This window comes from Roseovarius sp. BRH_c41, assembly GCF_000961715.1.
Classification (GTDB): Bacteria; Pseudomonadota; Alphaproteobacteria; order Rhodobacterales; family Rhodobacteraceae; genus Roseovarius.
In genome coordinates, this window is record NZ_LADY01000040.1 from 25,990 (window position 1) to 45,451 (window position 19,462).

At 62.0% G+C, this 19,462-nt stretch carries 18 protein-coding genes; 3 read left to right on the forward strand and 15 right to left on the reverse strand.

All coding sequences use genetic code 11. From position 1 onward, the window contains the following. Positions 1 to 6 precede the first annotated feature (6 nt). Together VR71_RS12650 and VR71_RS12655 are read right to left on the reverse strand one after the other, a co-directional pair. Positions 7 to 546: an NADPH-dependent FMN reductase gene (locus VR71_RS12650; protein WP_009817348.1), complete on the reverse strand. Its 540-nt coding sequence runs from the start codon at positions 544 to 546 to the stop codon at positions 7 to 9. A 180-nt stretch (positions 547 to 726) separates the two neighbouring features. Then, a complete protein-coding gene (locus VR71_RS12655) occupies positions 727 to 1,632 on the reverse strand; it encodes a LysR family transcriptional regulator (RefSeq protein WP_009817347.1) in 906 nt (301 codons plus the stop codon). A gap of 193 nt (positions 1,633 to 1,825) precedes the next feature. On the opposite strand from VR71_RS12655, the gene VR71_RS12660 reads away from it, so the two are divergent. Next, positions 1,826 to 2,269, forward strand: a complete 444-nt coding sequence (locus VR71_RS12660) for a DUF4399 domain-containing protein (RefSeq protein ID WP_040650464.1) — start codon at positions 1,826 to 1,828, stop codon at positions 2,267 to 2,269. A 6-nt stretch (positions 2,270 to 2,275) separates the two neighbouring features. Here VR71_RS12660 and VR71_RS12665 read toward each other — a convergent pair whose 3' ends face one another. The 4 genes from VR71_RS12665 to VR71_RS12680 form a co-directional block, all read right to left on the reverse strand. After that, positions 2,276 to 4,303 carry an NADPH-dependent 2,4-dienoyl-CoA reductase gene (locus VR71_RS12665; protein ID WP_045684475.1) on the reverse strand — a complete coding sequence of 676 codons (2,028 nt, stop codon included), beginning with the start codon at positions 4,301 to 4,303 and terminating at the stop codon, positions 2,276 to 2,278. Between the two features lie 160 nt (positions 4,304 to 4,463). Further along, positions 4,464 to 5,612, reverse strand: a complete 1,149-nt coding sequence (locus VR71_RS12670) for an alpha-D-ribose 1-methylphosphonate 5-triphosphate diphosphatase (RefSeq protein ID WP_045684478.1) — start codon at positions 5,610 to 5,612, stop codon at positions 4,464 to 4,466. Next, on the reverse strand, positions 5,609 to 6,343 hold the full coding sequence (locus VR71_RS12675; RefSeq protein ID WP_045684480.1) for an alpha/beta fold hydrolase: 735 nt from the start codon (positions 6,341 to 6,343) through the stop codon (positions 5,609 to 5,611). The genes VR71_RS12670 and VR71_RS12675 overlap by 4 nt, the downstream gene beginning before the upstream one ends. 39 nt (positions 6,344 to 6,382) lie before the next feature. Beyond that, positions 6,383 to 8,068, reverse strand: coding sequence for a thiamine pyrophosphate-dependent enzyme (locus VR71_RS12680; protein WP_045684533.1), 1,686 nt, complete (start codon positions 8,066 to 8,068; stop codon positions 6,383 to 6,385). A gap of 123 nt (positions 8,069 to 8,191) precedes the next feature. Between VR71_RS12680 and VR71_RS12685 the strand changes: the two genes are divergently transcribed. Then, positions 8,192 to 8,635, forward strand: coding sequence for an NUDIX domain-containing protein (locus tag VR71_RS12685; RefSeq protein WP_045684481.1), 444 nt, complete (start codon positions 8,192 to 8,194; stop codon positions 8,633 to 8,635). Here VR71_RS12685 and VR71_RS12690 read toward each other — a convergent pair. The 4 genes from VR71_RS12690 to VR71_RS12705 form a co-directional block, all read right to left on the reverse strand. Next, positions 8,602 to 9,480 carry a DMT family transporter gene (locus VR71_RS12690; RefSeq protein ID WP_045684482.1) on the reverse strand — a complete coding sequence of 293 codons (879 nt, stop codon included), beginning with the start codon at positions 9,478 to 9,480 and terminating at the stop codon, positions 8,602 to 8,604. The two genes, VR71_RS12685 and VR71_RS12690, sit on opposite strands and share 34 nt — an antisense overlap. 157 nt (positions 9,481 to 9,637) lie before the next feature. Then, a complete protein-coding gene (locus VR71_RS12695; RefSeq protein ID WP_045684483.1) occupies positions 9,638 to 10,321 on the reverse strand; it encodes an aquaporin in 684 nt (227 codons plus the stop codon). Positions 10,322 to 10,491: 170 nt separating this feature from the next. After that, the gene (groL, locus tag VR71_RS12700) at positions 10,492 to 12,129 is read right to left on the reverse strand and encodes a chaperonin GroEL (RefSeq protein ID WP_040650461.1); all 1,638 of its coding nucleotides are present in this window, start codon (positions 12,127 to 12,129) and stop codon (positions 10,492 to 10,494) included. A gap of 55 nt (positions 12,130 to 12,184) precedes the next feature. Further along, entirely contained in the window at positions 12,185 to 12,472 is a 288-nt protein-coding gene (locus tag VR71_RS12705; RefSeq protein WP_009817336.1) for a co-chaperone GroES, read from the reverse strand. Between the two features lie 257 nt (positions 12,473 to 12,729). Between VR71_RS12705 and VR71_RS12710 the strand changes: the two genes are divergently transcribed. Next, a complete protein-coding gene (locus tag VR71_RS12710; RefSeq protein ID WP_045684486.1) occupies positions 12,730 to 13,650 on the forward strand; it encodes a manganese-dependent inorganic pyrophosphatase in 921 nt (306 codons plus the stop codon). A 68-nt stretch (positions 13,651 to 13,718) separates the two neighbouring features. Here VR71_RS12710 and VR71_RS12715 read toward each other — a convergent pair whose 3' ends face one another. Genes VR71_RS12715 through VR71_RS12735 form a run of 5 tightly spaced genes read right to left on the reverse strand, consistent with a single transcriptional unit; the run spans position 13,719 to position 19,434 of the window. After that, entirely contained in the window at positions 13,719 to 15,926 is a 2,208-nt protein-coding gene (locus VR71_RS12715) for a PAS-domain containing protein (RefSeq protein WP_009817334.1), read from the reverse strand. Positions 15,927 to 15,929: 3 nt separating this feature from the next. Beyond that, positions 15,930 to 17,099, reverse strand: coding sequence for an FIST N-terminal domain-containing protein (locus VR71_RS12720; RefSeq protein ID WP_296430387.1), 1,170 nt, complete (start codon positions 17,097 to 17,099; stop codon positions 15,930 to 15,932). 47 nt (positions 17,100 to 17,146) lie between these two features. Continuing rightward, on the reverse strand, positions 17,147 to 17,869 hold the full coding sequence (locus tag VR71_RS12725) for a response regulator transcription factor (RefSeq protein ID WP_045684489.1): 723 nt from the start codon (positions 17,867 to 17,869) through the stop codon (positions 17,147 to 17,149). Between the two features lie 57 nt (positions 17,870 to 17,926). Further along, on the reverse strand, positions 17,927 to 18,718 hold the full coding sequence (locus VR71_RS12730) for an ABC transporter permease (protein ID WP_045684490.1): 792 nt from the start codon (positions 18,716 to 18,718) through the stop codon (positions 17,927 to 17,929). Further along, complete coding sequence (locus tag VR71_RS12735; protein WP_045684491.1) at positions 18,715 to 19,434, reverse strand: ABC transporter ATP-binding protein; 720 nt, start codon at positions 19,432 to 19,434, stop codon at positions 18,715 to 18,717. The genes VR71_RS12730 and VR71_RS12735 overlap by 4 nt, the downstream gene beginning before the upstream one ends. Between the last annotated feature and the right edge of the window lie 28 nt (positions 19,435 to 19,462).

Below are 19,462 nucleotides of genomic sequence, written 5' to 3' on the forward strand. Positions count from 1 at the left end.
TTTCATTTACGCCACCTCTGCACGCAAGACCGCCATCCGCTCGGTCAAGAGCTTGCGTGACATCTCATCCTTGAGCTTACCTTGATCGTCAAACGCGTTCATCGCCCCGGCAATCAACACAGCCGTGCCGGGCAAGAGCCGCGCTTGCAACTGGGTAAGGCAAGACAGCGTCATGAACTGCGCGGTCTCGCCCCCGGTGCGCCCCGCAGAGGCGGACACCACCACGACGGGTTTATCCTTAAAGGCCGCACCCGGCACCCGGCTGATCCAGTCCAGACCATTCTTGAGCACGCCAGTGATACCTTTGTTGTATTCCGGCGCACCGATCACCACGGCATCCGCATCCTTGATCTGCTGGACGAGGTGCTTCACTGCATCTGGCACGCCCTCCGCTTCTTCCAGATCGCCATCATAAAGCGGCAGCGCCAGATCGCCCTCGCTCACATCCGCCGGGCCAAAGGCCTCTGCCGCCTCGGCCAAAAGCATGCGGTTATACGATCCTTTGCGCAGCGATCCTGAAATCAACAAGAGCTTCGGGTTTGCCATCTGAAATCCTCTCAAGGGTTATAATCGTTCCGCGCACAAACTGGTGCGCGACACGGCATTTGGCAACCGTGACTGCCCGCACAGCCGCTGTGCAAGCTCTCAGAGCCCAAGAAAAACCCCGGCGCGGGGATCAAACCGCAGCCGGGGAAGTACCCGCCAAAGAGTGCGAGGAGGACGTCGTTACCAGTCCACCGGACCCTTGTCCGCGAATTGATGGACCAGAAAATCAATAAAGGCCCGCACCTTGGGTTGGGTGAACCGACCCGGCGGATAGACCGCATAAATGCCCTGCAATTCCAGCGGCAAATCAGGCATGGCATCTTCAATCAGCCCATCGGCCATGGCACGCGAATAGAGAAACGAGGGTAGATAAGCGATACCAAGCCCCGAAATCGCAGCATTCAGGAGGGATTGACCATCGTTGACGCTGAGCCCCCCCGCCGTGCGCACTTGCCGCTTTTCCCCCGAGGGCGCGGTCAGTTTCCACACCGCGCCACCTGCCTGACTCGAATAATGCAAGAGCTTGTGTTCGTTGAGATCGTCAATCTTCTGCGGCCGCCCGTATTTTTCAAAGTAATTCGGGCTGGCGATCATCCGCTTGGTGGTCTCTGTCAACTTGCGGGCGCGCAGCGTGCTGTCCTCCAACTCGCCAATGCGCACCGCCATGTCAAACCCTTCGGAGATCAGCTCGACATAGCGATTGTTGAGCACCATATTTACAGTGATGTCTGGGAATTCATCCAGGAATGTTCCCAACACCGGGCTCAGATGATTGACCCCGAAATCTGTGGCTACGGAAATCCGCAACAGGCCCGACGGGTCCGACTGCATCGAACTCACCAGCGCATCCGCCTCGCCCGCGTCATTCAGAACCCGCAATGCCCGATCATAATAGGCAAGCCCAATCTCGGTCGGGCTCACCCGCCGCGTGGTCCGGTTGAGCAACCTTGCCCCCAAACGGGCCTCCAGCGACGACACGTGCTTGGACACGGCGGATTTGGAAATGCCCATCTTGCGGGCTGCGTCAGTAAATCCACCCTGATCCACCACGGTGGCAAAGGCTTCCATCTCGGTCAGGCGATCCATACTCGTACCTCTGAGTTGCGTCTTGAAGATCTTTGTGACGGGAAAATCGGGCACAACTGGGGCGCTTGCCAGACAATATCTGGATTTCGTCGTCATCGTTCGCCAGCTGGAAACATGGAAACACCAAGCTGTGATTGTTGACGAGATACGTCAGCGCACCACTTATGTTACCATATCCATCGGAGGAGCTACCATGACGCGCATCATTACACTCACTGCCGCCGCCTTTCTGAGCCTCACGAGCCCCCTCTTCGCCGGGGATACCCCCGCACCCGAAGGGGCCGAGGTCTATTTCGTCAATCTCGAGGATGGCGCCACCGTCACGGCACCGGTCACCGTCATCTTTGGCCTCAAAGGCATGGGCGTGGCCCCTGCCGGCACCGAAAAAGAGGCGACCGGGCATCATCACGTGCTGGTCAACCGCCCGCCTTTGGGTGAAGGGCCGGACGGTACCGAGGAGCTGAACGTGGGTCTGCCCGCCGATGACAACCACCGCCATTTCGGCGGCGGCCAGACACAGGTGACGCTGGATCTGGCACCGGGCACCCATACGTTACAACTGGTCATGGGCGACCTGAACCATGTGCCCCACGATCCGCCGGTGGTATCCGAGGTGATCACGATCACCGTCGAATAAGCCGCGTCAGAGCGCGGCAGCCAGCCGCGTGCCCTGATCAATCGCGCGTTTCGCATCAAGTTCGGCGGCCAGATCCGCGCCGCCGATCACATGCGACGTAACGCCCCGCGCCTCCAGAGCGTCGGCCAGGCTGCGCTCGCTCAACTGACCCGAGCAGAGCACGACGGTATCCGCCTCGATCAGCGTCGGGCGTTCACGCGCCTCGCCAAAACTCACATGCAACCCCGCCGCGTCAATGCGCTCGTAATTGACGCCGCCGATCATCTCGACGCCTTTCATCTTGAGCGCGGCACGGTGAATCCAGCCTGTTGTTTTGCCCAAACGCTTGCCGGGGGCTTCTGCCTTGCGCTGCAAGAGCGTGACCTTGCGCGCGGGCGGCTCTGGCTGCGGCCCCTGCGGCGACAGACCTCCGCGCACCTCTGCCGGATCGCCCACGCCCCATTCGGCGCGCCAGAGCGCGATATCCTCGGTCGGGCTAATCCCCTCATGCACAAGGTATTCGGACACGTCGAATCCAATGCCGCCCGCGCCCACAACCGCCACACGGCGACCCACCTCTGCGCCCCCCCGCAACACGTCGATGTAATTCACCACATTCGACGCATCCTGCCCCGGGATACCCGGATCGCGCGGGACAACGCCGGTGGCGATGATCACGGCGTCAAACCCGTCCAAATCCTCGGGACGCACCTCCTGCCCCAGCCGCAGATCGACGCCCGATTCGGCAACCATGGTGCCGAACCAGTCCACCAACCCGCGAAACTCTTCCTTACCAGGGATGACCTTGGCCATGTTCAACTGACCACCCAGTTCCGCCGCGCGATCAAAGAGCGTCACTTGATGCCCCCGCTCCGCCGCCGTAATCGCCGCCGAAAGGCCCGCAGGCCCCGCACCAACCACCGCAATCCGCTTGGACACCGTCGCAGGCGCAATCACCAATTCCGTCTCATGGCAGGCGCGCGGATTGACCAGACAGGATGTCAGCTTGCCCGAGAATGTGTGATCGAGGCACGCCTGATTGCACGCGATGCAAGGCGCAATCGTGGCGCTGCGTCCCGCCACCGCCTTGTTGACGAATTCCGCATCCGCCAGAAACGGCCGCGCCATGCTGACCATATCGGCAGCGCCCTCCGCCAGCACCCCCTCGCCCACTTCGGGCGTGTTGATCCGGTTCGAGGTGATGACGGGAATCCCCACCTTGCCCATCAGCTTTTTCGTGACCCAGGCAAAACCCGCACGCGGCACGCTCGTCGCAATCGTGGGGATCCGTGCCTCATGCCAGCCGATGCCGGTGTTGAGGATCGAGGCACCCGCACCCTCGATTTCTTGCGCCAGTTGCACCACCTCGTCATGGGTGCTGCCACCCGGCACCAGATCAATCATGCTGAGCCGGTAGATGATGATAAAGTCAGACCCCACCGCCGACCGCGCCCGGCGCACCACCTCGATCGGCAGGCGCATACGGTTCTCATAAGAGCCACCCCAGCGATCCTCGCGCTTGTTGGTATGGGTCACAAGAAACTGGTTGAGGAAATACCCCTCAGACCCCATGATCTCGACCCCGTCATAGCCTGCCTCGCGCGCACGGGTTGCGGCGGTGACGATATCAGCGATCTGTTTCTCGATCCCGTCCTCATCCAATGCCTTGGGCGTAAAGGGTGAAATCGGCGACTTGATGGCCGAGGCGCTCACGCATTCCTTGCCATAGGCATAGCGCCCGGCATGCAGGATCTGCATCGCGATGAGACCACCTGCCTCATGCACCCGGTCCGTGACGATCCGGTGATTGGCGATATCCTCGGGCGTAAAGAGCCCCGCCGCACCGGGGAACACGCCCCCCTCGCGATTGGGCGCCATGCCGCCCGTGACCATCAGACCGACACCGCCCCGCGCGCGCGCTGCATAAAACTCCGCCACCCGGTTCCAGTCGCGGGTTTCCTCCAGCCCCGTGTGCATCGACCCCATCAGCACGCGGTTCTTTAGCGTCACATGCCCCAGATCGAGCGGGCTGAGAAGATGCGGATACTCGGACATGGCTGACCTCCCTTGGCTGCCTCGCACCATGGCTTGGGCCTACGATCTTGTCACCCCGAAACGCTGCGTTACACAGTGGGCCGGTGAGAGCGCCTGGGCAACGGCCCCATAGAAACGATCCAGCGCGCGCGTTGACCATGACCATAACGCCCCAGGACCCTTACCCGACAAAGCGCCGTGCCACCTCGCCCGCCATATAGCTCACACGCCCGCCCGCAAGCGTGGCCATCACACGCCGTGTCTCGGGCTCGATGACCACCAGATCAGCCCGCAATCCCGCCTGCAACACACCGCGGTCGTCCAGCCCAAGCACCTCTGCCGGACCGCGAGAGACAAGCCGCCATGCCGTTGCCAGATCACAAACCCCGCCATCCGCGAGAAAAAACGCCGCGCGCTTGAGCGAGGGATAGTGATAATCCGACGCCAGCGCATCCACGAGGCCCATCGCCACCAGATCGACCGCGCTGACATTGCCCTTGTGTGACCCACCACGCACCAGATTGGGGGCGCCCATGATGACGCTATCGCCACCCGCGCGCGCCTCTTCGGCGGCTTCCACTGTCTCGGGGAATTCGGCAATCGTCATGCCGCGCGCCCGCGCCACGCGCCGCGCCTCGGCGGTCCCGTCATCATGGCTCCCCAACCGCACACTCTGCGCGCGCAACCCAGCACTCAACCGTTCCAACGCAGGCCCGACCTCGGTTATTCTGTCATGCAATCCCTGAATGAACTCCAGATGCTTTTCGGGATTGCGCCCAATCCGAAGCGCCTGCCCGGTCAACCCCTGAGGCCGCTTGCCCGCCGCCAATGCCGCATGCGGCAGGTGATCGTTGAACACAACATAGCCGATGCCATGCCGCGCTACCATCTCGAGCACCGCATCATAATCCTCAAGCAAGGACATCTCGAACCGCAATTGCGCCAGCAAATCCGTGTCAACCCTGCCCCGCACCTCTCCGAGCGCGTCGAACACACGGTCCGCAAACTCCGCACCGCGCATCCCACCTTCCCAGCTATAGAACTGCGCCAGAACGGCGGTGGTGATGCCATTGGCGGCCAGTTCCGCCTCGGTCGCGATCATGCCTTGGGCAAGATCCTTCATCGCACCGCGCCGGGGGGCCAGATGCCGCTCGAACCCGTCACCATGCACATCGACGAGGCCGGGCAGAACCATGTATCCGCTTAGATCAATCTCTCGGCCCTCAGGCGCATCGGTGACAAGCCCGTCGCTGAGGGACAAATCCCCATCCTCAAGCCCGTCAGGCCGCAGCACCTGCGCCCCGCGCAATGTCACAGTCAGCACGCTCATCCTCCACGCCGCCCAAACAGAACATCGCCCAAACTCAGGCCATGGTCGAATTGCCCATGCTCCAGAAATTCCTCGATCTGCGCGATCACGAGCGGGTTGTTCATCAGGAATGTATGCGTCACCGGCAGGGTGATGTGATCGGCCATGCCTTCGACCCTTGTCGAGGCGACCGAGACCTTGCCATCGTCCGGCCCGTCGATCAGGCTGGAAAAATAGGGGTTGAGCGAGCGGGTGCCCGCGATCACCCCCAATTCGAAATCCACCGGCGGCAGGTTTTCCGGCACGCCGCCCGGCCCGGTTTCCAGTTGCAGCCCCGCAGGACCGTTGAGCCAGCGGAAAAGCTCGAGACCGCCCAGTTCATCCACCAATTCGCTGCCATGATTGGGCGGGGCCAGCATCACGACCCGGCCCATCTGGTCGGGGCGATTTTTCTGGAGCCAGAGCCGCAAGAGAATGCCACCCATGGAATGCGTGACGAAATGCACCCGCGTCGCGCCACAGACCCGCACGGCAAAGGGCAGTGTCTCACGCGCAAGCCGCTCGATTTCTTCTTCGGTCGACGGGTAATCGGGGCTGAAAACATCATAGCCGCGCGCCTCAAGCACCTCTTGCAGGATCACAAAGGACGCATCAGAGCGCGCCAGCCCATGCAAGAGCACCACGCAATCGGCCCGCGCCGCCGTGGTCCAGAAGGCCAAGACTAGGCCCGCAAGGATGGTCACTCTGCTCATGTCGCCCCCATAGGCGCAAATGCGCGCGCTGAACAGGGGCTACGCGCCGTCCCGTTTGCGCAGCCCCGCCGCGCGCATCTGGCTCAGCGTCACCCGCGGGGTCAGCGCCTCGGGCGAGATCACGAGATCAAGCACAGCACCGGTGGGCGAGGCGCAGGCGCGCGCAAAGGCGTCCGCGAACTCCTCGGTCCGCTCCACCCGTTCACCGTGAAATCCATAGGCGCGCGCCAGGGCCGCGAAATCCGGGTTGACCATATCGGTGCCCGAGACGCGTTCGGGATAGGTCCGCTCTTGATGGGCGCGGATGGTGCCGTAGATGCCATTGTTGAGGATCAAAATCACCGGCTGTGCGCCCGCCTGCGCGGCTGTAGCCAATTCCTGACAGGTCATCTGGAAATCACCGTCGCCCGCGAAACAGACCACGCGCCGCTCCGGATACATGACTTTGGCGGCAATCGCCGCCGGGACGCCATAGCCCATGGCTCCCGATTGCGGGGCCAGAAGGCGCATTTGAGGCCCGTATTTCAGGAACCGCCCCGACCAGATCGCGAAATTTCCCGCACCGTTGGTGATGATCGCATCCGCGGGCAGCACCTCGCGCAGATGGGCTGTCACCTTGCCCATATCGACAGGCGAAGGCAGGTCCGGCAAATCAAACCCCGCCTCATAGCCTGCGCGCGCCTCTGCCCGCCAAGCGGCCCAATCACCCGCGACCGGCCCGCCCGCGTTCAGCGCACGCACAAAGCCATTCGGCCCCGCCTGAATGCCCAGTTGCGGCTGATAGACCTTGCCCAGTTCCAGATCAGAGCCATGCACATGGATGAGGCGCTGCTTGGGTTCTGGTAGGTCAAAGACCGTGTAACCATCCGTGGAGTTTTCACCAAACCGATTGTTGATCGCCAGAATCACATCCGCCTCAGCCAAGAGGCGGCGCACATTGGGCACCATGCCCACACCGGCCTCGCCGCAAAACACCGGCGCGTGATTGTCGAACTGATCCTGATAGCGAAAGACCGAGACGACCGGGATGTCGGACCCCACCGCAAACTCTCCCAAATCTGCGCGACCGGCCTCTGTCCAGTTGCAGCCGCCGTAGAGGATGAGTGGTCGCTGGGCCCCGGCCAGCATTTCGCGCGCCCGCGCCATGGCCTCTGCGCCCGGTTCCGGTTCTGGATACGTCCCCGGCCCAGAGAGCGGCAGCACCTCGGTCACATCGGTCAGCATATCCTCGGGCAGCGCCACCACCACGGGGCCGGGGCGGCCCGTCACGGCGGTTTTCCACGCCCGCGCCACGATTTCGGGGATGCGGCCCACCTGATCAATTTCGACCGCCCATTTCACCATCGTGCCAAAAACGGCGCGGTAATCCAGCTCCTGAAACGCCTCGCGCCCCTTCATATCGGTGCCCACCTGGCCGACAAAGAGGATCATCGGCGCGCTGTCCTGCATCGCGGTATGCACCCCGATCGAGGCATTGGTCGCCCCCGGCCCTCGCGTGACCCAAGCGATGCCGGGACGGCCCGTCAGCTTGCCATAGGCCGCCGCCATATAGGCAGCACCGCCCTCCTGTCGGCAGAGCGTAAAATCGAGCCGCCCGGCGGTGTCATGCAACGCATCCAATACTGCAAGATAGCTCTCTCCAGGCACGCCGAAACTGTGCCGCGCCCCAAGCGCCAACAGGCACTCCACCAACAATTGCCCCCCATTGCGCGTGTTCTTTGCCATGCCGGATCCTTTCCATGTGTTGCGCGCAAGCTGGACCAAGGCCGGGTCCAAACACAACCCCTTTTCAGCCGGCCTCGTGCCGCATACCCTCAGACCGCAACGCCCCATATGTCAGGTCCGCCCATGCCCTCGCCTCGCCTCGCCGCCCGCGCCGTGATTGTGGATCAGGGGCGCCTGTTGCTGGTCAATGCCTATGCCGATGCCGCCAGCACGCTCTGGTGCGCGCCGGGCGGTGGGGTCGAAGCGGGCACCTCGCTGCCCGACAACCTGATGCGCGAGGTTCACGAAGAAACCGGCCTCACAATCCGCGTCGGCACCCCCTGCCTGATCAACGAGTTTCATGCGCCCAGCACCGGCTTTCATCAGGTCGAGGTGTTCTTTCGCTGCACGGTGGTTGCAGGCACGCTCTCGGACGACTGGCACGATCCCGAACACATCGTCAGCCGCAGGCGTTGGGTGACAGAGACTGACATGGGGGACTTGCGGGTCAAGCCCGACAGTCTGGCGCGCGTCGCCTTTCAACGCGGGATGGGTTACGATCCACTCGAGGAAATCGTCGGCCCCTGAGCACGCCTTGGGATCACCGACACCGCGACGCCGCCCAGCACCAACGCGCTTGCCAGCACGAATTCCGCGCTCAGCGCCTCGCCCAGAAAGAGCATTCCACCGGCCATGGCGATGACCGGCACGGTCAGCTGCGCCACCGCCGCAACCGAGGCGGCCAGCCGTGGCAAGAGACTATACCAGAGCGCATAGCCCAGACCGGATGTCACCGCCCCCGACAGCACCGCGAGCACAACGCCCTGAGCCCCGATCACGATCCCTTCCGCGCCCTTGGGCACCAACCAGCCGACCAATAGGCCCACGGGGGCAGCCCAGATGAAATTCGCCGCTGTGGCCATCAACGCGTCGCCCGACCGTCTTCCGCTCAACGAATAGACACCCCAACCGACGCCCGCAGCCGCCATCAAGAGGCCATGGAAGACGCTCACCTGCGGTCCCGCTCCGGGCCAGAGCAGCCACGCAAGCCCGCCAAAGGCCAGCCCGGCCCCGATCCAGCGGCGGACCGGCATCGCCTCGCGCGCGAGCAGACCGCCTGCAAACATGGTGATCTGCACCACGCCAAACAGGATCAGTGCCCCCAGACCGGCATCAAGCGCCCGGTAGGCCAAGGAAAACCCATAAAGATAGACAAGAAGCGATAGCACCCCAACCACACGCCCCGGCCCCAAAAGCTGCACCCGACCACGCAACACCAGACACAAGACACCCAACATCACCGCGCCTGAGACAAGGCGAATAACCCCAAAACTGACCGCATCTATGCTTCCCCCTGCCAAGGCCATTCGGTTCAGCACCGAATTGGCGGCAAAGGCGATCAGGGTGAGGGCGGTCAAGAGAAAGAGGCGCATGGCCCTTTGCTACCCGCTCTCGCGCGCGGGGTATAGTCAGATGATCGTGAAAGCGCCCGCCTTCATCGTTCTGCAAATACTCAAATTCCGACCTTGCCGCCGGATCATGCCGGTGCCGGGATGGGGCCGCCCTTGGGCGACCCCAGATACCGGTGGCTCAGCTTTGCGCATCCAACTGGCCGCTGCGAAACAGCAGCCCTGCCGCCACGGTGCCAATCACCGGGGCCACGATAAAGAGCCACAGTTGCGCCAGCGCCGTGCCGCCTACGAATACCGCAGGCCCGATCGAGCGCGCCGGATTGACCGAAACACCCGTCACGTTGATGCCAACGAGATGGATCACCACAAGGGCAATGCCGATGGCCAGCCCCGCCAGATGGGCCGGCGCGCCTTTGCCGGTGGCACCAAGGATCACAACAATGAAGAGAAAGCTCGCCACCACCTCGAAAATGAAGGCCGCGGTCATGGCGTATTCGCCCAGATAGCCCGGACCCCAACCATTCTGGCCCAGCCCGTTCTGTGCGACGCTGTAATCCGCCTTGCCGCTGGCGATCAGCATCAAAATGCCCGCGCCTGCCAAAGCGCCGAGGATCTGCGCCAAGATATAGCCCGCCGCCTCGGACAGAGACATACGGCCCGCCGCCACCGCCCCCAAGGAGACAGCAGGGTTGATATGGCAGCCCGACACCGGACCGATGCCATAGGCCATGCCAATCAGCGCAAAGCCGAAGGCAAAGCTGATGCCCGCAAGGCCGATATCGCCCCCGGCAAGCACCGCCGCCCCACAGCCAAAGAGAACAAGAGTGAAAGTGCCGATGAACTCGGCCAGTTGCTTTTGCATTGGAAACCACCTGCTGAACTTGTTTAACAGGCGTAGAGTATCGCGGATTTCGATCTGTGGAATGGGGAATTTTCGGTGTTTGGGTCACATCTTTGATGCCATGCCACCGTCCAAAGAAAAGGGGCCGCCCGAAGGCAGCCCCGATCCGTTAGCATGTTGCCAAGAGTGGCTTACATCATGCCGCCCATGCCGCCCATGTCGGGCATACCGCCGCCAGAGCTTTCCTTCTGCGGCTTGTCGGCCACCATCGCTTCGGTGGTGATCAGCAGGCCAGCGATCGAGGAGGCATCCTCAAGCGCGGTGCGGACAACCTTGGCCGGGTCGATGACGCCAAACTTGAACATGTCGCCATATTCGTCGGTCTGGGCGTTGTAGCCGAACTTGGGATCTTCGCTCTCACGGATTTTGCCCGCGACAACAGATCCGTCAACACCAGCATTCTCGGCGATCTGACGCAGCGGCGCTTCCAGCGCGCGACGCACGATGGCGATCCCGGCGTTCTGGTCGCTGTTTTCACCCTCAAGCCCAGCCAGTTTCTTGGCAGCCTGAACCAGAGCCACGCCACCGCCGACAACGATGCCTTCTTGCACGGCTGCGCGCGTTGCATTGAGCGCGTCATCGACGCGGTCCTTGCGCTCTTTCACTTCCGTTTCGGTCATGCCGCCGACGCGGATCACGGCAACACCACCGGCCAGTTTGGCCACGCGCTCTTGCAGCTTTTCGCGATCGTAATCAGACGTGGTGTCCTCGATCTGCTGACGGATCTGGCTGACCCGTGCTTCGATCTCGGCCTTCTCGCCTGCACCATCAACGATGGTGGTCGCATCCTTGGTGATCGAGATTTTCTTGGCAGAGCCAAGCATGTCCATACCGACATTCTCGAGCTTCATGCCCAGATCTTCAGAGATCACCTGACCGCCGGTCAAAATTGCGATATCCTGCAGCATCGCCTTGCGACGATCGCCAAAGCCGGGGGCCTTGACAGCAGCAATCTTGAGACCGCCACGCAGCTTGTTGACCACGAGAGTCGCCAGCGCTTCGCCTTCGACGTCCTCGGCAATGATCAAGAGCGGCTTCTGGCTCTGGATCACCTGCTCGAGCAGCGGCACCATCGGCTGAAGGCTCGACAGTTTCTTCTCGTGCAGCAGGATGAGACAATCATCCAGATCGGCAATCATCTTGTCGCTATTGGTCACGAAGTAGGGGCTGAGATAGCCACGGTCGAACTGCATGCCTTCGACCACATCGGTCTCGGTCTCGAGGCCCTTGTTCTCTTCGACGGTGATGACACCTTCGTTGCCGACCTTCTGCATCGCTTCTGCGATCTGACGACCGATTTCGGACTCGCCATTGGCAGAGATCGTGCCGACCTGCGCAACTTCGGCGCTATCGTTCACGGGGCGCGATGCGGCCTTGATGGCCTCTACAACCTTGCTCGTTGCCTGGTCGATGCCGCGCTTGAGATCCATCGGGTTCATGCCGGCGGCAACCGCCTTCATACCTTCCTTGACGATGGCTTGCGCCAGAACCGTCGCGGTGGTGGTGCCGTCGCCGGCCTCATCATTGGTGCGGCTGGCGACTTCTTTCACCATCTGCGCGCCCATGTTCTCGAACTTGTCTTCCAGCTCGATTTCCTTGGCAACCGATACACCGTCTTTGGTGATGCGCGGAGAGCCAAAGGATTTGTCCAGAACCACATTGCGGCCCTTGGGCCCCAGTGTCACCTTGACCGCGTCGGCCAGGATGTTCACGCCCTTGAGCATGCGATTGCGGGCGTCTGTATTAAAGCGTACGTCTTTTGCAGCCATTATAAGGTGCTCCCGTGTTTGAGTTCCGGTCAGATCAGCGTGAGGGGGAATACCCTTACGCGATCACGCCCAGAATGTCGCTTTCCTTCATGATCAATAGCTCTTCGCCATCAACCGTGACTTCTGTGCCCGACCATTTGCCGAACAAAATGGTGTCGCCGGCCTTTACGGCCATTGCGATAAGCTCACCATTGTCCTTGCGTGCGCCATCGCCGCAGGAAACAACTTCGCCTTGGCTCGGTTTTTCTTTGGCGCTGTCGGGAATGATCAACCCGCCCGCGGTTTTAGCTTCGCTTTCAACGCGGCGGACAAGCACGCGGTCATGCAGCGGTTTAAATGCCATCTCTGAGGCTCCTTGGCTCAAAGTTACTCCCTAGTGATCCCTCTACGGGGATCATTAGCACTCATGGGGTTCGAGTGCTAACGTCGCATAGCTAGGGAGTGCGCCCGAGGGAGTCAACAGCTTTGATGGATAAAATCATGCCTTTGGCCACCAGCATCCTTGGGATTTTATGCCGCAGCGCAGCATCGACCGGGTGACAAAGTCTGCGCGGCCCCCTATAAGGCGCGCAAACCCGTCTTAACCACAGGAATCCCCGCATGACCACCCTCGTTTTCGGCCACAAATCCCCCGACACCGACTCCACCGGATCGCCCATCCTCTGGGCGTGGTATCTCAACGAGGTACAGGGCACTGCGGCCGAAGCCGTGCTCTTGGGCGAACCCAATACCGAGGCTGCCTTTCTCTTGAGCAAATGGGACTTGCCCAAGCCGCGCATCATTTCCGACGTCGACGCCGGTCAGGCCTGCGTGATTGTCGATACCAACAACCCGGCGGAACTGCCCGCCAATGTGAACAATGCCGATATTCAGGCGATCATCGACCATCACAAACTGGTCGGCGGTCTGGAAACCAAAGGCCCGATCGACATCACCGTGCGGCCGCTGGCCTGCACCGCAACGATCATGCTCGACCTGATGGGCGATGACGCAGCCAAAATGCCCGACTGGGCCAAAGCCACGGCGCTGACCTGCATCCTCAGTGATACGCTTGAATTCCGCTCGCCGACAACCACCCCGCATGACCGCGCCGTAGCCGAAAAGCTCGCAGCCGATCTCGGGATCTCCATTCCCGACTACGCGGCCGAAATGTTCGCAGCCAAATCAGATGTCTCGGCCTTTTCCGACGCAGAGTTGCTGCGCATGGATTCCAAGGAATACGAGGTCGCAGGCACCAAATTCCGTGTCTCGGTTCTGGAAACCACGTCGCCCGCCATCGTGCTCGACCGCACGGCAAGCCTGATGAACAGCATGAAAACCGTCGCCACCGAGGACGGCGTTGATCAGGTGCTCTTGTTTGTGGTCGACATCCTCAAAGAAGAAGCCACCTTGCTCGTCCCCAACGATCTGGTGAAAACCTTGGCGGAAAAGAGCTTTGGTGCGACCGTCACAGGTGACGCGGTGGTCTTGCCCGGCATCATGAGCCGCAAAAAACAGATCATCCCCAGCCTCACGCTCTGATCGCCTGTCCGACGCGTCTCAAAGGGCCGCCTCCGGGCGGTCCTTTCCCTTGTCGGGCTGCACTGCCTCTACCGCTCGAACGCCATCAGAAACGCCTCAAGCTGCGTCGGATCAATCGGCTTGGACAGCACGGTAAGGTCGCTCGCTTGGCAATGCACGCGCACATCGGCGCTCAGATGCCCGGTGATGATCCGCGCCGGAATCGAGCCGTGCCGCGCAATGATCTGCGCCACGACATCCGGCCCCCGCACGCCGCCATCCAACTCGTAATCCACCAGCATCGCATCCGGGCTCAGCCCAAGATCGGCCAGTTGCGTCAAGGCTTCGGGCAGATTGGCCGCGTCCACGACATCCGCCCCCCAACTGCGCAAGAGCAAGGTCATCGCCTGCCGCAAATCAGGGTCATTCTCGATCAATAGAACAATGCGCCCTTCCAGCGATGCCCGCGCTCCGCCATGCGGATTGAGACTGCGCGCGTCCTGACCTGACCAAAAGGAATAAACCAAAGGCACGGTCACACTGAAACAAGCGCCACAGCCCAGATCAGACCGCAACTCCAGCGGATGCCCCAAGAGCGCACAGGCCCGGTCCACGATAGCCAGACCAAGACCCATCCCCTCGGCAGCGCTCACATGCGCATCCAGCCTGTGAAACTCCTGGAAAATCCGGTCCTGATCCGCAAGCGCAATCCCCGGCCCTGTATCGCGCACCTCAAGCCGCAGATTGCGCCCCTGACGCCGCGCGCCGACCAGAACCTTTCCCGACGGGGTATAGCGGATCGCATTGGCGATCAGGTTCTGCAGAATGCGGCGCAGATAGCTTGCGTCGCTCTCGACCAGAGCGTCACACGGCACATAGCGCAGGTCCAACCCCTTGAGCGCAGCAATCGGAGCGAACTCGTCGTTGAGTTGGTCCATGATCCTGCGCAGCGGAACATGGGTCACATCCACCTCGACATGCCCGGATTCGAGCCGGGAAATATCAAGCAGCGCGTCGATGATATCCTCGACACTGGTCAGCGCCCGCTGCGCCTTGTCCATCAACACGCGGTGATCGTCGCTGGCCAATTCCTCATGCAGCGACGCAAGGTAGAGCCGCGCCGCTGACAGCGGCTGGCGCAAATCATGGCTCGCCGCCGCGACGAACCGCGATTTCGAGGCATTGGCCCGCTCGGCCTTGGCCAACGCGTCCTCCAGCTCCAGCGTGCGATCGCGTACCCGCTGTTCCAGCCGCTCATTGGCATGCGCAAGCGCCCGCGCCGCTGCGCGCTCCGCCGTCACATCCGAAAAGCTGATCACAAAGCCCCGGTCGGGCATCTGCCGGGCAAAGACATCCAGCGTCTTGTGCTCGCCACTGCGCATGTAGAACCGCAATGGCGCGCGCCGATCCTGCGCCGCCACCCACGCCGCAATGTCACGCGCCGTCAAACCGCCTTCGATCTCGAAATCGCTGCCGATCCGCCGCAGAATCACATCGAATTCGATCCCCACCCGAAACCGGGACAGCGGGATCGACAACATGCTGCCCGCGTTCTGATTCCAGCCAAGCAACTGACCGCCGCGGTCAAAGATGCAAACGCCCTGATCAATGTGTTCCAACGTCGCCCGGATCAACTGCGCCTGATCGTCCAGGAGCTTGCCACGCTCGCGCCGCTCCAGCCGGATGATATCGGTGATATCGGTTTGCAGGATCACCGTCTGCCCGTCGCGGGTGCGATGTTCACTGACCTGAACCCAGCAATCGCCGGTCAGGTTGAGGTTGAACATCACATGCTTTTCCTGATGCAACTGCATCCGCCGCGCCGTCCAATCGCCGCGACTCTGCATGTCCGGCAGTTCCAGAAACCGGCTCTGGCTCGCGTGGCGCACGTAATCGGCAAACTCCAGACCGGGACGCAACTCGACCACCAGATCGGGCATATACATGCCAAAGCGGCTGTTATGCAGCACCAGCCGCCCATCGCTGTCAAACAGCGCGAATCCCTCCTGAATCGTCTCGATGGCATTGGCGAGATCCGAGCGCGCCCGCTCGGCCTGTCGGATCGCCTGCGCCAGTTGGGCATTTGAGTCGTTGAGCAGGTCCAGCGCATGTTCCAGATCGCGGGTGCGTTCGCTGATCTGATCTTCCAGAATCACCGCCCGCTCGAAATGCGCATAGGCGACGCCCCCGTCGTCCGTCACCTGCTCGACCCGGCGCATGAGCACTTCAATGATCTTGAGCAGCTTGCCGTTTTGCCGCTCCAGAGGATCAGACCTGTCGATCAGTGCTTCGGACATGGGCTAGCGCCCGATAGGGGGATAAATCGCCACCCCGGTCATGGTCTGATTGACATGCAACCCGTTGATCTGCTCGCCATAGGTCGAAAATCCCACCACGCGATGCGCCGCCAGAATACGCGAAATCTCGGGGCCGATCTGGCGCTGCTGCACCTCGGTCCGACGCAGGATGCAATCGCAGGCCAGCACCGTCAGCGGCTGTGTCTCCTGCCCGAGCGCAGCCAACTCCCGGTCCAGATGCGCCACCATATCCTGCGACTGTGCAAGCGTCAGAACCAGCCCCTCGTCAATCGCAGAAAAGAACTGCAAATCGCCATTGGCCTCAGCCCGCTGAATGGCGCGCACGTGATGCTGGCCGCCGATCCGCACCACCACCGGGTTTTCCGCAAAGGTCGAGGGCGTCAGCTCATCGATTCGGCAGCCGAGGATGCGGGCATATTCCTCGGCAGCCACTTCCGCGTTGATCTGGTGAACGATTCGGCGCGCCGGGTCTGCATCCGTCACCACCATGCGGCGATCCGTAGGCTGGAAATGGTCGAGCCGAAAAACCCGCACCGGACAGTCGGTGCGCATCAGGCAAACCACAGCGGCATTCTGCAGCGTCACGCCATCGCAGGAAATCAGCGTCTGCGCGAACCGCTCGCCATCTGCTGCCGATCCACCAAAGAGCGGCATCGGACCCAACCCAGCCGCCAAGGCGGCAACAAGTTCGTCCTCCTTGAGCGACAATCCGTCAACGGCAAGAAACGCAAATTCATTCGGGAGCGCGTCACCCGCCTGCGTGCTCAACCACGCTCGCGCCCGCACCGTCTGTGACACACAGGCGGTGCTATCCAGGTTCGACAGCGGGGTGACGACCTGCAACACTGCGTGAAAATGATCCGCGGCAAACCCCACAGCGACGATGCTGCCCTCGGCATAGCCCGCCATCCCGATCTCGCCTGCTGTCGTACAGCCCACACAGCGGCTATCGCCAAAGACACGCGCGGCCTCCGCCATAAGACCCTCGAAATCCGCCTGCGGGCTGACAAAAAAAAGCACCAGCGCCAGACGCACATCTCCCATGGCGCGGCGCAGCGTGCCTATGGCATCCTCTGCGTCATGCGGAACCTCGGCGCGTGCGACAATGGACCCGTCGCACAGCGTGCCCGGCTCAATCAGGCTGCTGTCCATCATTCCTCCCGTAGGGCTCCTCCGAACCCATGGAAAGGTTAGTCCGCTTACTCCGTCTCGCGCAAGACGTTAGAGAAGCTGGCCATCTGTGCGATCAACACCGCCTGCGTGCGGGTCTGAACCCCCAGTTTGCGCATGATGGCGGTGACATGAGTCTTGACCGTGGTCTCGGCGATCGACAATTCATAGGCGATCTGCTTGTTCAACCGACCCTCGCAGATCAGTTGCAGGATGCGCGCCTGCTGCCGGGTCAGATGCGCCAACCGCTCCACCGCCTCGTCACGGTCATTGACCGGATGTTCGGGCGTCTTGGTCAAGACCACACCTTCAGGCAGGAATATCTCACCCGCCGCTATCGCCTCGAACGCGGCACGAAACACCGGACGCTGGCTGTGCTTTGGGACAAACCCCGCCGCCCCGGCATGGATCACGGAACAGACCATCCGGCTCTCGGACATCGAGGACACGACCACGATCGGCGTCTCACCCACCACCGACTTGAGCCGTGCCAAACCGTCAAGCCCGGTCACATCCGGCAGGTTGAGATCGAGCACGATGATATCTGGCGGGCCATTCTCGGCCACCATCGCCAGCGCCTGATCGAGGCTCTCGGCGGTGTCGATCCGCGCGATTCCCGCGACGGACTTGAGGGTCATCGACAGCGCATCGCAAAACAGCGGATGATCATCCACAATCAGCGCCGTGCTGAAACGTCCCGGCCCCGCGGGTGCGGGACGGGTGCCGGGAATATGCGCCGTTTTGGGTGTCATGCCGCCATCCTACCAAAGGCCTACGCGCGGGCCTACTCACACCAAGGTCTGAGATCCTCAGCCCCGCCGCCGCATCAACCCGCGCCCCGGATCATAGCCCCAGAGCGCCAGACCAAGAAAGACCAGACTTGCCAGCGCCGTCCACAAGAGCGCCATGCCGTTGAATTGCCCATAGAGCGCAAAGCGGATCAACTCGACCGCATGGCTGAACGGGTTGACCGCGCAAATGTCGCGCAAAAGCATCGAACTTTCCGCCATCCGCCACAGCGGATAGAGCGCGGTAGACATGAAAAACGTGGGAAAGATCACGAAGTTCATCACGCCGGCGAAATTCTCCATCTGGCTGATAAAGGACGACAGCGCCACGCCCAAAGCCCCCAGCATCACACCCCCAAGAATCAGCGCGGGCAGAACATAGAGATAGCCCATCACCGGCATCTTGATCCCCATCGCCGCCGCAATGCCCAGAAACGCATAGCATTGCAGCACCGACACGGCAGTCCCGGCAAGGATCTTGGCAAACAAGAGCCACCAACGCGGCAAAGGGCTGGTCAGCAAGAGCCGCATCGACCCCATTTCCCGGTCATAGACCAGACTGAGCGACGATTGCATGCCGTTGAACAACAGGATCATCCCACACAGCCCCGGCACGATATAGGTCTCATAGGTGATATATGTCTGATAGGGCGGGATGATCGACAGGCCCAGCGCCGCCCGAAACCCGGCGGCAAAGACCACCAGCCAGACGAGGGGCCGCACCAAGGCCGAAACAAACCGCGAGCGCTGCCGCGCAAAGCGCAGCGCCTCGCGTGTCACAATCGCCGCCAGCGCGATCAAGAGAGGCCTCACGCGGGTGCCCCAGTCAGGCTCAGAAACCGCTCGGTCAGCCCCTCCTGCCCGGCAATCTCGCGGGTAGTGCCATCGGCCAGCACGCGACCCCGGTGCAGGATCACCAACCGATCCTCGGGCCAGACCTCATCCGTCAGATGCGTGGCCCAGAGCGCGGTTAGCCCGTCACTGGCACATAGATCATGCACATGGGCGGTAATCGCCCGCCGCGCCTCGGCATCCAGCCCCACCGTCGGCTCATCCAAGAGCAGAACCGCCGGTTGATGCACCAGCGCGCGGGCAATCTCGGTGCGCCTGCGGTGCCCGCCATTCAGATCACGCGCCAATTCATCCGCGCGCTCACCCATTGCCATCCGCTCCAGCGCCGCCTCGATTCGCATCTCAGCCGCGCGCCCCGCCAGCCCATGCAGCGCCGCGAAATAGCGCAGATTGCGCCGCACGCTCAGGTCCAGATCCAGCGTCTGTTGTTGAAACACCACCCCGATCCGCGCCAGCGCTTGCCGGGGATTGGTGGCAATATCATAGCCCGCAACCCTGATCCGCCCCTCGCGCGTCGTGAAAAGCCGCGTCAACAGCGCGAAAAGCGTCGATTTTCCCGCCCCATTGGGGCCAAGCAGGGCACAGAACGCGCCCTGCCCGACCTCAAAGCTCACATCGTCCAAGGCGCGCTTTGCCCCGTAGGAAAATCCCAGCCCCTCGATCCTTAGCCCCGTCATGCCGCGTTCCTGCCTTGTCATCCCGAAA